The organism is Streptomyces clavuligerus (genome assembly GCF_005519465.1).
Taxonomy (GTDB): Bacteria; Actinomycetota; Actinomycetes; order Streptomycetales; family Streptomycetaceae; genus Streptomyces; species Streptomyces clavuligerus.
Genome location: NZ_CP027858.1, coordinates 4,035,442 through 4,048,399 on the forward strand (window position 1 = coordinate 4,035,442; position 12,958 = coordinate 4,048,399).

Here is a 12,958-nt window from a genome sequence, read left to right on the forward strand (position 1 = left end):
GGGAGAGGCACCCAGTGGACGTCCAGGGCACGGTGGCGGAGGGCTTCGAGCCCGTACGTGACGCGTTCGTACGCAACTTCCGGGAACGCGGCGAGCGCGGCGCCGCCGTCGCCGTCCACCGCCACGGGCACAAGGTCGTCGACCTGTGGGCGGGGACGCGGGACGTCGACGGCCACGAGCCCTGGGCCGTGGACACCGCGCAGATCGTCCGCTCCGTCACCAAGGGCGTCGCCTCCGCCGTCGTCCTCCTGCTCCACCAGCGCGGACAGATCGACCTGGACGCGCCCGTCGGCACGTACTGGCCGGAGTTCAAGGCGGCGGGCAAGGACCGGGTCCTGGTGCGCCATCTGCTCTCCCACCGGGGCGGGCTGCCCGTGCTCGATCACCCGCTCACCCCGGAGCGTGCGCTCGACGGGGTCAGCGGCCCCGCCGCGATGGCGGCGCAGGCGCCCGCCTGGGCGCCGGGCACCGACCACGGCTACCACCCGCAGAGCTTCAGTTGGCTCATCGCCGAACTCGTCCGCCGGGTCACCGGCCGCACCATCGGCCGCTGGGTCGCCGAGGAGATCGCCCGCCCGCTCGGCCTGGACTTCTGGATCGGCCTGCCGCCCGAGGAGGCCCACCGCGTCGGCCGTATCGGCAAACTCCCCGAACTCCAGGGCCACCCCGGTGTCACCCTGCGCCCCAAGCGCTCCGTCGCCGACGCGTACCGCGACCCCGGCTCGCTCACCCGCCGCGCCTTCGGTGTCATCGACCCGCTGCCCGACGAGAACGGCTCCGCCTACCGCGCCGCCGAACTCCCCGCGTCGAACGGCATCTCCACCGCGCGCGCCGTCGCCCGCTTCTACGCGTCCCTCATCGGCCCCGTCGACGGCGGCCCCCGCCTCTTCGCCCCGGCGACGCTCACCCTGGCCCGTACGGAGGAGTCGGCGGGCCCCGACCGCGTCCTGATGGTGCCGACGCGTTTCAGCCTCGGTTTCATGCTGCACGGCGCGGCCTGTCCGCTGCTCGGCCCCGGCTCCTTCGGCTACCCCGGGCGCGGCGGCTCCCTCGGCTTCGCGGACCCGGAGTCCGGTGTCTCCTTCGGGTATGTCACCAACGGTCTGCGCGGCGGAGTCACCGCGGATATCCGTGGTCAGGCCATGATCCGCGCTGTACGTTCGGCCCTATGAGTGAGTCGCTGAAACGATTTGACGGACACGCGGCGCTGATCACCGGCGGTGCCAGGGGAGTTGGCGAGGCCACCGCGCGGCGGCTCGCGTCCGAGGGCGCCCGCGTGCTGATCGCCGACATCGACACGGAGACGGCGGAGCGGACCGCCGCCACGATCCCCGGCGCGGACTTCGTCCTGTGCGATGTCTCCGACCCGGAACGGGTGGATGCGGCGGTCGCGTACGCGGTGGAACGCTTCGGCCGCCTCGACGTCCTCGTCAACAACGCCTTCGCCAACACCGAGGACGCCGAGCGGCTGGAGGACCAGCCGGACGGCTCCTGGACCCATGTCCTCGACATCTGCCTCACCGGCGCCTTCCGCTGCGCCCGCGCGGCCCTGCCGCACCTGGAGGCGTCCGGCAGGGGCGCGATCGTCAACATCGGCTCCGTGAACGCGGAAGTCGACTTCGGCGGCCACGCCTACAGCGCCGCGAAGGCGGGCCTGGCGTCCTTCACCCGCACGCTCGCGGGGGACGCGGGCCCGCGCGGCGTCCGCGTCAACCAGATCAACCCGGGCACGATCCGCACCCGCGCCTGGGAGGGCGAGGACGAGGGCCTCGCGGAACTGGGCCGCCGCCTCTACCCCTTGGGCCGGGTCGGGGAGCCGGAGGACATCGCGGCGGCGGTGGCGTTCCTGGCCTCGTCGGACGCGGCGTGGATCACGGGGACGACGCTGCGGGTGGACGGCGGGATTCTCGCCGTGAACCAGTCCTTCCAGCCGATCCTGGAGGCGGCGAAGAAGGCGTGAACCAGGGGGTGTTCCCGGGGGAGTCGGCGGCGTTCCGTTCCGGGGGCACTCGCATCAGATCGTTTGCTGGGGCCCGGGAAACAGAGCTGGTGGGGCCGGTGAGTGTGTACGCGGTGCACGCGGCCGGTGGCTGGAAGTCGATCAGACTCGGGCGGTAGTAGCCGGAACCACGTCATACCTCCAAGGTGGTACGGAAGAGACATCCGGGGGCTGATTCGCCGGGCCGGTGGGACAGGACAAGGTCGTAGGTGTCCTGATCCACCGAAGGCAAGGAGATCGGCCCCATGGAGCAACGAGGAGTCGGCGGGGCGCCCACACCCACGCCCAGGGCCCGCCGGACCCGCCGGACCCGCCGGGTGCTGGCCCCCGCGCTCGCCGTGAGCGCGCTGGCGGCGCTCGCCCCGGCGGTCGGCCCCGCTGCGGCGTCCGCCGCCCCCACAGCCGCGTCAGACGGGTCAGGCGCGGCGGGCGGTGCTCTGCCGCAGGCCCTCGCCCGCCAGACGCCGGAGTGGAAGCCGTGCGAGATCCCTGGTGTGCCTGCCTCCGCCCGGTGCGCCACGCTCACCGTGCCGTTGGACTACCGCGATCCCGGCGGCCGGACCATCGAGGTGGAGATCTCCCGCCGCCAGGCGACCGACCCCGACCGCCGCCGGGGCGTCCTGCTGCTCAACCCGGGCGGCCCCGGCGGGCCCGGCCTGGAGATGCCGTTCGACCCCGGGCTGAAGCTCCCGGACTCGGTGACCTCCCGGTACGACGTCATCGGCTTCGACCCCCGGGGGATGGGCCGCAGCAACTCCCTTGCCTGTGGCCTGACCGGCGCGGAGCTGGAGCCCGAGCGCCCCTACCGGCCCGGGAGATTCGCGGCGGACGTGGCCGCGACGCGCAGCTTCGCCGAGAAGTGCCGGGCCAAGTACGGCGACGCGATCGCGCAGTTCACCACCCGCAACACCGCCCGGGACATGGATCTGATCCGCTCCGCCCTCGGCGAGCGGAAGATCAGCTACCTGGGCTTCTCGTACGGGACCTATCTGGGCGCCGTCTACACCCAGATGTTCCCCCAGCGCGCCGACCGCTTCGTCCTGGACAGCGCCGTCGACGCCAACCGGGTCTGGCGGGAGGACATCCGCCGCTACGGCCCGGAGGGCGAGAAGACGCTGGCGCACTGGGCGCGGTGGACGGCCGAGCGCTCGGCGGATTACGGGCTGGGCGACACCCCCGCCGAGGTCTCCCGGACCTTCTGGAAGATCGTCGAACAGGCCGAGCGGGAGCCGATCCGGATCGGCTCCCGGACGTACGACGCCGATCAGCTCCGGCTGATGGCACGGATGAACACCTACTCGGCGCAGGGCCTGGCCGAGGCGGTCGTCCTGATGAAGAAGGGCGCGGAGGGCAAGCCGTCCGGGGACCTCCCGGGCTTCGACGCGGCGTGGGAGGACGGCGAGCAGACCAAGTTCTGGACGATCAACTGCAATGACAGCGCCTGGCCCCGGGACCCGTCGGTGTACGCGAGGGACGCCGCCCGGGACAAGAAGCGCTACCCGTTCTTCGGCGACTACGCCTCCAACATCACGCCCTGCGCCTTCTGGAAGCCCCCGGTCGAACCGCCGACGCAGGTGCGGAACGACACCCGGGCGCTGATCCTCCAGAACGAGTGGGACCACGCGACCCCGCTCCCGGGCGCGCATGAGCTGCGCGCGGCCCTGAGGAACTCCCGGCTGGCCGTCGTGGCAGGGGGCGAGGGCCATGGCATCTACGCCCTGGGCCGCAACCGCTGCGCGGATGAGCTGGCAACCGCGTATCTGGCGGAGGGGCGTTACCCGTCGGCCGATGTGACCTGCGCGGCGGACGCGGGCGGCAAGGGACGGATACCGATACCGGGCTCGCCGATCGGGGGTTAGGCGCCGGACGCGAGTCGGCCCCCGGGGAGCGGAAGGCTCGCCGGGGGCCGGTCACAACAGATCACGTGCTGAGGTGGTGCACGAAGGTGGTCCAGGCTTCGGTGCCGATGAGGAGGGCGGGTCCGTGGGGGACTTTGCTGTCTCGTACGGGGGTGAGGCCGGGGTAGCCGTCGGCGACTTCGACGCAGCTTGCGCTTTCGGAGTTGCTGTAGCTGGACTTACGCCAGACGGCGCCGTTCAGGTCCCGTGCAGTGATCACGTTGCACTCCTGTCAGGAGGTCGTCCGCGGGGTCACGTGCTGAGGCCGTGGACGAAGGTGGTCCAGGCTTCGGTGCCGATGAGGAGGGCGGGTCCGTGGGGGACTTTGCTGTCTCGTACGGGGGTGAGGCCGGGGTAGCCGTCGGCGACTTCGACGCAGTTCGCGCTCTCGGAGTTGCTGTAGCTGGACTTACGCCAGACGGCGCCGTTCAGGTCTGTTTCTGTGCGCATCGTTCGAATTCCTCCGCCACCGACTCGATCAGTTCCAGGGACGCCTTCGGCGAGAGCGCGACGGCCCTGGCGTGATCGTAGGCCCTTCGATGCCGGGCAACCAGGGCTGGATTATCGAGCAGTTGGCCCGAGTGAGCGCTCTCGGCATACGCGACATCGGGGGCGTCCACGAAGGACATGAGGGTGAGCATGCCACCGGCACATCCATGCGGCCCGGCGGAGAACGGAACGACCTGGACCACGGCGTGGTGTGCGCGAATGATCTCCGCAATCTTCCGCAACTGTGCCCCTATCACCGCTGGACCCCCGACGACCATACGGAGAGCGGTCTCATGCAGGATGATCCACGTATCGGGCCGCTCGGGGCCCTTGAGGAGCTGCTGTCGCTCCAATCGCCACTTGACGATCTCGTCGATCTTCTCCTGCGGCGCGGTCGGGTGGCCGGACCGAATGACCACCCGGGCGTAGTCCTCGGTCTGGAACAGCCCAGGAATGAACGTGCAGGAGTACTCGCAGATCGCCTTGGCCAGCGTCTGCAACTCAGCAGCATCGGCGAAGTAGTCCTCGTGGTGGCTGTTCTCCAGGGCGTTCACCAGCCGTCCGAAGAAGCCGTCGGTGTTCAGCTCGACGTCCAGGCGACCGGCGATGTCCTCCGTCATCCGCCGCTTGCCCACCTCGATCTGTCCGACGTAGCCACCGGAGAGGAACATCCGGTCGCCCAACTCCCGCTGGGAGAGCCCGTGCGCCTTGCGGCGGCGCCGTAGCTCTTCCCCCATGAAGTCCCTTGTTTTCCCCGTGTACGGGTTGTCCTCATTTTCCATGGTTTGTGGGTACCTCTCACGTCAGGTCGGTTGATGACCCCGTTTCCCTTCCGGAGGCTAGCTGCCGAGCGTCACTCTGTAGGCACATTCCGCAACAACACCCCCCGAAGGAGGTGAGGATCTCGTGCTCCCCACGGACAACCCTCGCGAGATCTTTTCCCTGCCGACCCGGCACGAGGCCCTGGCCGCTTGGGCCGTGAACCGCACGCTGGGCAGCCGCGTCGAGCTGGTGAACTTCCCCGACGACGCCCCGCAGGTCTATCTGCCGCTCACGGTGTCGGACGGCAGTATGGGTCGCCCCACCGGCCTGTATCTCGCGACCCACGAGGCGGAGTCGCTGGCCTCGGAGTTGATCGAGGTCCTGCGCGCGGCGAACGAGAGCCGCCGCAGGCCGCGCGAGTTCCGCCGCAACCAGGCGGTGCCGGGCGACGGTCCGGACGAGTGATCCGTTCCCGCCGTCGCCGCCGCTGCATAGTCCTGCTCTACGCGGTGGTTTATCTGGGCTCGGTCGCCTTACTGCTCACGGGCGTCCTGCGCCCGAGCATCTACGGCTCCGTCCCCTACCTCGTTTAACGCCGTTTAAAAAAGCCCCCGGTCCCGCCGGTAGGCCGTCCTCTCCGCAAGGGACAGGCCCCCGGGCCCGGGCCCGCCCCGGCCGGCCACCACGCCCCGCCGGTCGGGGCACCCCTGTCGCTCCGCTGCGGAATCGGTCGCCGCCCGGAGCGGCACCCCCGGGGGCCCTGGGCCTCGTACAGGTGTCCCAACGGCCCCCGGGGGACGTGGAGATGAGTAACACGGGTGTCTCCGTTTCCAGAGGCCGGTCGTTCACTCGTCCAGATAGAGCAGTGCCGTGATCGTCTTCTTGCACACGTCGCAGTGCATTGGCGCCTCGATGCTCGCGAGGTCGCACTCGATGGAGGTGATGCGGTCCACCGCGCCGGTCGCGACCTCGGCGTCCCATGCGATGTGCCAGCGCGCGGTGTTCTCCTGGAGGCGTTCGATGTAGCCGCGTGTCATGGCGTAGAAGGCCCGTACGCCGTGCTGCTTCATGTAGCCCCAGTTGAACTCCAGGCTCCTGAGGACGACAGGGAACGGATGGAGAGCCTGGGTGCGGCCCCAGGTCTCCAGGACGTCCGCGATGTTGAGCCGCTCGGCCTTCTCGTCCAGGGCGCTCCACATGCCTGAGCGGTCGTAGTCGTCCAGTACCTGGTCGAGGATGCCTCCGCACCGCCGGATGTTCGCCTCCTTGGAGGCGAAGACCCGGTCGACCTCGGTGCGTGTCCGGCTGGACGGATTCTTGCGCGCCTTGGTGATGGCGCGGGTCAGCTCCGTGCTCAGGGCGGCTTCGTCGCAGAGTGAATCCCCGAAGCTCAACCAGGGGTCGGGGAAGCCACGTTCGGCGGTGATCTCGAAGATGCGATCTCCTTGCGCTCCCAATGCTCCTCCTTGCGACGAGCCGCCAGCGGAGCTGATCCGCTGCGCGTCAGTGGGGTCGTGCGCACCGCCGCGCGAGTTCCGTGGCGGCCTGATCGAGCGGGAACGGGGTCTGCTCGCCGCTCTCCATGTCCCGTACGGTGACCGTGCCGGCGTCGCGCTCGGCGGCGCCGTAGATCACGCAGAAGCGGGCTCCTTGATCGTTGGCCCACTTCATCTGGGTACGGAACTTCCCGCTCGCTCCGAGGTAGACGCCTGTGCGGACGCCGGCGCGGCGGATTTCCGCCGCCAGCCGGAAGGTGTCGGCGGCCAGTTCCTCGCCCATGACCGTGACCGCGACGTCGATCTGCGCGTAGCCGTCGGCGTCGCCGTGGTCCAGCAGGGGGAGGATGCGCTCGATACCGAGGGAGCCCCCACAGGCGGGTGCGTCCTTGCCGCCGAGGGTGGCGATCAGGTTGTCGTACCGGCCGCCCGATGCGATGCTGCCCGGCATGCCGGGAGCGGAGACCTCGAAAATGATCCCCGTGTAGTAGTCGAGCCCACGGACCAGGTTTGGCGTGAAGGCGATGCGCTCGGCGGGGATCGTGTCCTTGGTGAGCCGGAGCAGCCGATCGATCTCGGCGAGACCCGCCTGACCCGTCTCGCTGCCCTTCAGCTCGCCCCGGATTCGTTCGACGGCGTCCGGTGCGGTCAGGTCGTCGACCAGCCCCTGAGCGACCTCCTCCGCCAGCCCGCGTCCCGTGACCAGCTCGGCCACGACCTGCTCCGGCGCCAGCTTGTCGAGCTTGTCGAGAGTGATCAGGGCCCCCGGGCCGAGGTCGGCGGGGACGCCGTACGCCTCCAGCAGCCCGAACAGGACCCGACGCGAGTTCAGCAGGAAGCGGAACCCGGGTACACCGAGGGCGTCGAGCGCGTCGTGCAGCGCGAGGACGACTTCCGCGTCGGACAGCGGCGAGGAGGAGCCGACGATGTCCAGGTCGCACTGGACGAACTCGCGGAAACGGCCCTTGCCCGGCCGGTCGGCGCGCCATACCGGGGCGATGGCGTAGCGCTTGTACGGCGAGGGGAGCTGGTTGCCGTACGCGGCGACCGTGCGGGCGAGAGGCACGGTGAGGTCGTAGCGGAGCGCGAGGTCCGCCTCACCGGTGGCCTCGTGCTCGCCCCGACGGAGAATTTTGAAGATCAGTTTGTCGCCTTCGTCACCGTACTTCCCGGTGAGGACTTCCAGCCGTTCGAACGCGGGGGTTTGCAGGGGCTGGAATCCGTACCGTCCGAACACTTCGCGGATGGTCGCGAAGGCGCGCTCGCGCCTCTCGTGCTCGGCCGCGAGGAAGTCGCGGGTGCCGGAGGCGGGGTCGAACTGTTTCTGGGAGACCATGGACGCATGATCCCGGAGCCCGGTGGCGGGAGCAAAAACCCATCCGCGCCGTGGTGTTCGTGTCTTCCGGTCTTCCGGGCGTGGCGGAGTTGACCGAAGAGACCGGTGTCGGCGGCACCTGCCTGGCACCCTTGTACGACCTCGTCCGCCGTGCGGCCGAAGCGGGCCATGGCGGGCACAGTGTCCCGGTCCGCACCGGGCTGCCGGGGAAGCGCACCGACCCTGATCACTCGTACGTGGGGAGATGCGCCACCGGCCAGCCGGGGCGGTGGAATGCACCTACGATCCCGGACATCAGGGGGAGAAGGCGGGCCGCGAGGGGCGGAGACAAGCAGGTAGGGGGGCAGGTCCAGCCATGACCGTGTTGATCCTCGCCGACCGGGACGACGCGACCGCCGACCTCGTGGTCCGGCGGCTCACCGCGAGACACCGGAAGGTCCACCGGTTCGCACTCGACGACGACGTGACCCTCAGCGCGACCCCGGGGCAGCTCGTCGTCAAGGACGCCCATCGCACAACGGCCAATCCCCGCAGTGTCTACTGGCGCTGCGCGGGGCCCGTCGAGTCCGCGCGGGCCAGGGAGCTGATCGGGTCGTTACGGGCCCTGCCCGACCTGGTGTGGGTCAACCACCCCGACAGCACGGAGCGGGCGTGCCGGGCGGAGGAGCAGTCCGAGGCCGCCGCCGAGTGCGGGCTCGCGCTCGCCGGAGGGAAACGCATCCGCAAGAAATACGACCTCCGGGTCACGGCCGTCGGCGGGCGGCTCTTCCCCTGCCGGATCGTCTCGGCCCTCCCGGACTGGCGCCGGGACCCGGACGCGGTGTTCCAGCCGGTGGCGGTGCCCCGGGCGGTCGTCCGGGCCGTGTACCGGTTGATGGAGTGGTACGGGCTCTACTACGCGGTGCTCGACTTCACCGTGTGCCCGGAGGGGACCTGGCACTTCGTGGGGTGCGATCCGAACGGCCCGTTCTGCTGGCTGGAGCGGAGGACCGGCCTGTCGATCTCCTCGGCCATCGCCACCCTGCTCGCGGAGGAGCCGGACATCCAGCGGGACCTGAAGTCCCCCGTCGGCGAGCACCGGCGCTCCAGTGGACAGGACTGACCGGGCAGGACCCGACCCGGCGGGACCGACCCCGGCGGGACCGACCAGGCAGGATGGGACCCGGTATCGACCCCGACGGGGTTCACCGGGACACGGGCCACGACGGCACAGGGGGCAGCAGGACATGAGCACGGACGAGAACGGGGCCCGCCGCCACTGGGCCGACCCCCGTTACCGCGATGTCGTCGACCACCTCATGGACGAGGTCCGCGCCACGAAGCACGGCCGGGGCGGTCTTCCCTGCGGGCTCTGCGGCGGCCTGCGGGTGGTGCTGATGGTCCACCCGCAGGCCGGGGAGCCGTTCCAGCCGTTCAGTGTGCCCTGCTCGTCCTGCAACCCCGACGGGTGGTAGCGACACGGGAACGTTCCGTACGCGGGGTGCGGATCATCAGCTCTGGCTCTGGGCGCGGGCCAGGCCCTCCGCGCGGCGGAGCCGGGCCGGTGCGCGCACATCCACCGGGCTGCCCGCGCCCTCACCGGGCATCTCGCCCCAGCGGCGGAACCTGTCACCGAGGACGCGTACCCGCCCGTCGTCCGGTCCGGCGGCGATGGAGAACAGCGACTCGTCGACATTCCTGTCATCGCCGCTCCAGCGCACGACGCCCTCGCATTCCGCGAGGATGTCCCGGAGCACCAGTAGCTGCGGGGCGAAGAACCCGCCCTTCGCGCGGGAGCCCGGACGGATACGTACCGCCGTGCCGGACGCCAGATTGGATTCCGGCAGATGTCCGCGGAGCCCGCGCGCCGGCTGCCAGCCGACCAGATCGCCCCGGTGGAGCTGCTCGATCTCGTAGTGGAAGCGGCGGATCACATGGACGAGGATCGCCTCCACGTCGCCGATCCGGACGTCGACCGAGAGCCCGGTACCGGCGACCGGGCGCGTCCACACCGTCGAGATGCGGTTCGCCTCCTTCTCGACCGTCCAGCCGTTCGCGGACGTCGGCAGCTTCCGCGGTTGCCGCGTCCCTGCTCGCGAAGCTGCCGATGCCGTACCCGGTACGAGAGAGCCCGCGGCGGCCAGGACACCGGCCGCCGCGGCGGTCCGCACCACATTCCGCCTTGTCATGTCGTTCTGCATGGCTTTGATTCCCTTCTCACAGAACGGCCATGAGCACGAACGAGGGCAGCAGGGTGGCCAGCAGGCTCAACGGCCAGTACAGCCGGGAAGCCAGCTCCGTCCTGCGCCGCAGGGGACGGTTGGCGAGCCACCACAGCAGGGCGGACACCACCAGTACCGGCACCATGGCCATCAGCACCGGAAGTGCGCCGTCGTTCTCCGTGGGCTCCCGCTGGGTCAACCCGAGAGCAGCCAGTGGCCAGTTCGACGCGAAATACCAGAGCAACCACACCGGAACGATCCCGGGGATACCGAGAAGCAGATTCACGCCCACCGCTGTCAGTGACCACGTTCGCATGCGCCCCATTGTTCACGCTCATGCCCGGCGTCACTGGCTGCGGGACAGATTGTTGTAGTTCTCCAGCACGTTGTACAGGCCGATCAGCTCCCGCCCGTACTGCTCCGCGTCCCCGCCGGTGCCGTTGTACCGGGCGAGCAGGGCCTGGGTGTCGGCCTGGCTGGTGGTGAGGCTCGGCCTCGGCTGATTGATCTGGTGCGCGTTGTAGATGGTCAGATAGGCGACCGAGCGGATGTTGTACTCCGATTCCTCGTGGTTCCTTCTCCAGACCCATCCCTTGTCGCTGCCGGCCAGGAGCGGACCGTTGAAGATCCCCTGCTGGACGCAGTAGTTGCGGGCTTCGATGGTCACCCAGGCGAAGATCTGTCCCCAGCCGGTGCTGCTGTCGTCCTTCAGTCCGTTCTTGACGGCGTTGTCGGCGAAATAGTCCAGCGGGTTCCACTTCCGGAGTTCCCAGAGCACCGGAGCCTGGATCAGCGCTTTGCGGAGTCTGAGCTGCCGCGCCAACTCCGTGAACAGCACGTCCATCGACAGGACCTTGTCGAACGCATCGGTGGTGGAGATCCCTTTGTACGTGGCCCAGTCGGAGTCGGTCCAGCCGGAACCGCCGGTCTCCGGGACGCCGATGGACGTCAGATAGGTCTTGACGTCCGTGAGCATCGGCGCGCGGTAGGCGGGTTTGAGACCGACGTCCAGACCGGCGAGGGGCGCCTCCCCGGGGTTGAAGTCGCCCTGCCCGGTGTCGCGGCCCGAGGCGATGTTGTTGTCGATTTCGATGGCCCCGGCGCCCGAGCCGATGGTGATCGTGGCGATCTGGTCGAACGCCCAGTTGGTCGGCAGGGGATAGCCGAGGTTCCCGGAGAACCCGCTCGACATGTCGGACACAAAACTCGCCGCCGCGTACCCGGCGTCCCCGACCCGCTGGCAGACATTGCGCGGTCCGTAGACGCCCACGCCGTAGGCGGAGTTCTCCCCGATCATATGCATGATCGCGCGGAAGTGCGGAAGGATGAAATCGGTGATCTCACCATCCATCGCGTCGTAGTCGACCGCGAAATAGATGATGGTCCCCGGTTTGAAGCCGTGGTACTTGGCCCACTCGATCGCCGCGGACGCGTCCGCGGTGCCCTGGGGGTAACTGAAATAGTCCGCCGAACGGCTCCATGTCTGGTAGATCGGGAAGCAGCGCAGTCCGTTCGCCTTGATCGTGGCGAGTTCGCCGGGCTGGATCATTTTCTCGGGCAGACTCGTGGTGGAGGCGTTGGAGAGATACCGGCCGATGTACAGATAGCCGTTGTCCTTGAGTGTCTGCGCACGGGCGGTTGTGATCTTCGTCACGCCGTCGCATGCCGTGCCTTTGCGGGACTGATCGCCGTAGGAGACCAGTAGCGAAGCCCAGGTCTGGAAGTCGCCGAGTCCGGTGACGGGGAGCTTCGAGAAGGACTGGAACTGCTCCGCCGCGGTCTTCACCCCGGCGGTGAAGTTCCCGAAAGCGACGTTCCGTTTATTGAGGATCATCGCGCCCGTGAACAGCATCGACCAGGTGCCGGTGGAGCCGACGGAGAGCGTGTGGGACCGCAGCCCGTTCTGGGTGCCGGGCCCGAACACGCCGTTCGCGGTGCCATCCGCCATGCCCAGCTCGTACTGGATCGCCAGCAGCAAGGACTTGGCGACATCACGTGAGTGATGACCGTCGGCGGGGATGATGAAGAAGTCCCTGCGGTGGACATAACGGCTGTTCAGCCACTGCTGGACGGAACGGACGGCGTCTGAGCCACTGTTGACGGTGACATAGGCATCCATATTGAACAGGCCCTTGACGACCTTTGGTTCAAGGGAGCTGCCCGGGAACAGGGTGTCGACACCCATGTTCTGCTTGAGTCGGGTGACGGCCGCCTTCACCCGGGAGTTGTAGAGTCCGTCGATCTCGCCGCCGTCGTAACCCTTGCAGTAGAGGGCGGACTGGAGTATGCGGCAGAAGATCGCCGAGGGGACAGTCGTGTCGTCGAGTTTTGGATGTCTCGCCTGAAGCGTCGACAGGGTGGTCGGGCCGAACGAATTCGACAGGGCCGAGATTCCCATCTCGTACTGGAGCGCCCGGGTCAGGGCGTACATTGTGGTCCAGCCGGTTCGGCCGTCCTCCTCCAGCTTGGAAATCCCGAGCGTCGCGCCGTTGCCGTACTGCGTGTTGATGAAACGCTGAGCCCTGCGGACCAGCTCGTCAGCCATTGCGTGACCCTTCGCCGAGAAGTGTGTGACAGCGCCGGAGGCGGCGCGTGTCTCGGGTGGGTGGGTGCGTTCGAATGAGTGCTGTGACAGGGAACATACAGTGGTGAAATAGACGTGAGAAGTGTGAATGCCCGGTGATAACAGGGCCGTTCGCTGTTCGCTGTTCGCCGTTCGCTGTTCGCCGTTGACCGGAACCGGGACCGGGACCGGTGCCTGCCGGAGTCGGGGCGGG

14 protein-coding genes are annotated in these 12,958 nt (G+C 69.0%); 6 read left to right on the plus strand and 8 right to left on the minus strand.

All coding sequences use genetic code 11. From position 1 onward, the window contains the following. The first annotated feature begins 14 nt into the window (after nucleotides 1-14). From CRV15_RS16990 to CRV15_RS17000, 3 genes are all read left to right on the plus strand, one after another. Nucleotides 15-1,172: a serine hydrolase domain-containing protein gene (locus CRV15_RS16990; RefSeq protein WP_009996446.1), complete on the plus strand. Its 1,158-nt coding sequence runs from the start codon at nucleotides 15-17 to the stop codon at nucleotides 1,170-1,172. Continuing rightward, on the plus strand, nucleotides 1,169-1,960 hold the full coding sequence (locus CRV15_RS16995) for an SDR family NAD(P)-dependent oxidoreductase (RefSeq protein ID WP_003953797.1): 792 nt from the start codon (nucleotides 1,169-1,171) through the stop codon (nucleotides 1,958-1,960). The genes CRV15_RS16990 and CRV15_RS16995 overlap by 4 nt, the downstream gene beginning before the upstream one ends. A gap of 284 nt (nucleotides 1,961-2,244) precedes the next feature. Then, entirely contained in the window at nucleotides 2,245-3,858 is a 1,614-nt protein-coding gene (locus CRV15_RS17000) for an alpha/beta hydrolase (RefSeq protein ID WP_003960771.1), read from the plus strand. A 61-nt stretch (nucleotides 3,859-3,919) separates the two neighbouring features. Here CRV15_RS17000 and CRV15_RS17005 read toward each other — a convergent pair whose 3' ends face one another. Genes CRV15_RS17005 through CRV15_RS17015 form a run of 3 tightly spaced genes read right to left on the minus strand, consistent with a single transcriptional unit; the run spans nucleotide 3,920 to nucleotide 5,168 of the window. Next, nucleotides 3,920-4,117 (minus strand): DUF397 domain-containing protein, encoded by a 198-nt coding sequence (locus CRV15_RS17005; protein ID WP_003953795.1) that lies wholly within the window; start codon nucleotides 4,115-4,117, stop codon nucleotides 3,920-3,922. A gap of 32 nt (nucleotides 4,118-4,149) precedes the next feature. Continuing rightward, on the minus strand, nucleotides 4,150-4,347 hold the full coding sequence (locus CRV15_RS17010; protein WP_003953794.1) for a DUF397 domain-containing protein: 198 nt from the start codon (nucleotides 4,345-4,347) through the stop codon (nucleotides 4,150-4,152). Beyond that, on the minus strand, nucleotides 4,326-5,168 hold the full coding sequence (locus CRV15_RS17015; RefSeq protein WP_003953793.1) for a helix-turn-helix domain-containing protein: 843 nt from the start codon (nucleotides 5,166-5,168) through the stop codon (nucleotides 4,326-4,328). The genes CRV15_RS17010 and CRV15_RS17015 overlap by 22 nt, the downstream gene beginning before the upstream one ends. A 124-nt stretch (nucleotides 5,169-5,292) precedes the next feature. Between CRV15_RS17015 and CRV15_RS17020 the strand changes: the two genes are divergently transcribed. Then, entirely contained in the window at nucleotides 5,293-5,613 is a 321-nt protein-coding gene (locus CRV15_RS17020) for a hypothetical protein (RefSeq protein ID WP_003953792.1), read from the plus strand. Between the two features lie 380 nt (nucleotides 5,614-5,993). On the opposite strand, the gene CRV15_RS17025 is transcribed toward CRV15_RS17020, so the two are convergent. Together CRV15_RS17025 and hisS are read right to left on the minus strand one after the other, a co-directional pair. Next, nucleotides 5,994-6,605: a hypothetical protein gene (locus CRV15_RS17025; RefSeq protein ID WP_003953790.1), complete on the minus strand. Its 612-nt coding sequence runs from the start codon at nucleotides 6,603-6,605 to the stop codon at nucleotides 5,994-5,996. A 46-nt stretch (nucleotides 6,606-6,651) separates the two neighbouring features. Beyond that, on the minus strand, nucleotides 6,652-7,980 hold the full coding sequence (hisS, locus tag CRV15_RS17030; RefSeq protein WP_003960770.1) for a histidine--tRNA ligase: 1,329 nt from the start codon (nucleotides 7,978-7,980) through the stop codon (nucleotides 6,652-6,654). Between the two features lie 355 nt (nucleotides 7,981-8,335). Here hisS and CRV15_RS17035 point away from each other — a divergent pair, with 355 nt between their 5' ends. Both CRV15_RS17035 and CRV15_RS17040 read left to right on the plus strand, forming a co-directional pair. Next, nucleotides 8,336-9,082 carry an MvdC/MvdD family ATP grasp protein gene (locus tag CRV15_RS17035; RefSeq protein WP_009996441.1) on the plus strand — a complete coding sequence of 249 codons (747 nt, stop codon included), beginning with the start codon at nucleotides 8,336-8,338 and terminating at the stop codon, nucleotides 9,080-9,082. Nucleotides 9,083-9,206: 124 nt separating this feature from the next. Beyond that, a complete protein-coding gene (locus CRV15_RS17040) occupies nucleotides 9,207-9,434 on the plus strand; it encodes a hypothetical protein (protein WP_003953787.1) in 228 nt (75 codons plus the stop codon). Nucleotides 9,435-9,470: 36 nt separating this feature from the next. Here the strand turns inward: CRV15_RS17040 and CRV15_RS17045 are convergent, their stop codons facing one another. From CRV15_RS17045 to CRV15_RS17055, 3 genes are read right to left on the minus strand one after another with little or no spacing between them, the layout of a single operon-like run. Further along, nucleotides 9,471-10,160: a twin-arginine translocation signal domain-containing protein gene (locus CRV15_RS17045; protein WP_003953786.1), complete on the minus strand. Its 690-nt coding sequence runs from the start codon at nucleotides 10,158-10,160 to the stop codon at nucleotides 9,471-9,473. A gap of 16 nt (nucleotides 10,161-10,176) precedes the next feature. Beyond that, a complete protein-coding gene (locus tag CRV15_RS17050) occupies nucleotides 10,177-10,506 on the minus strand; it encodes a hypothetical protein (RefSeq protein ID WP_003953785.1) in 330 nt (109 codons plus the stop codon). A gap of 21 nt (nucleotides 10,507-10,527) precedes the next feature. Further along, complete coding sequence (locus CRV15_RS17055; RefSeq protein WP_003953784.1) at nucleotides 10,528-12,726, minus strand: glycoside hydrolase domain-containing protein; 2,199 nt, start codon at nucleotides 12,724-12,726, stop codon at nucleotides 10,528-10,530. Between the last annotated feature and the right edge of the window lie 232 nt (nucleotides 12,727-12,958).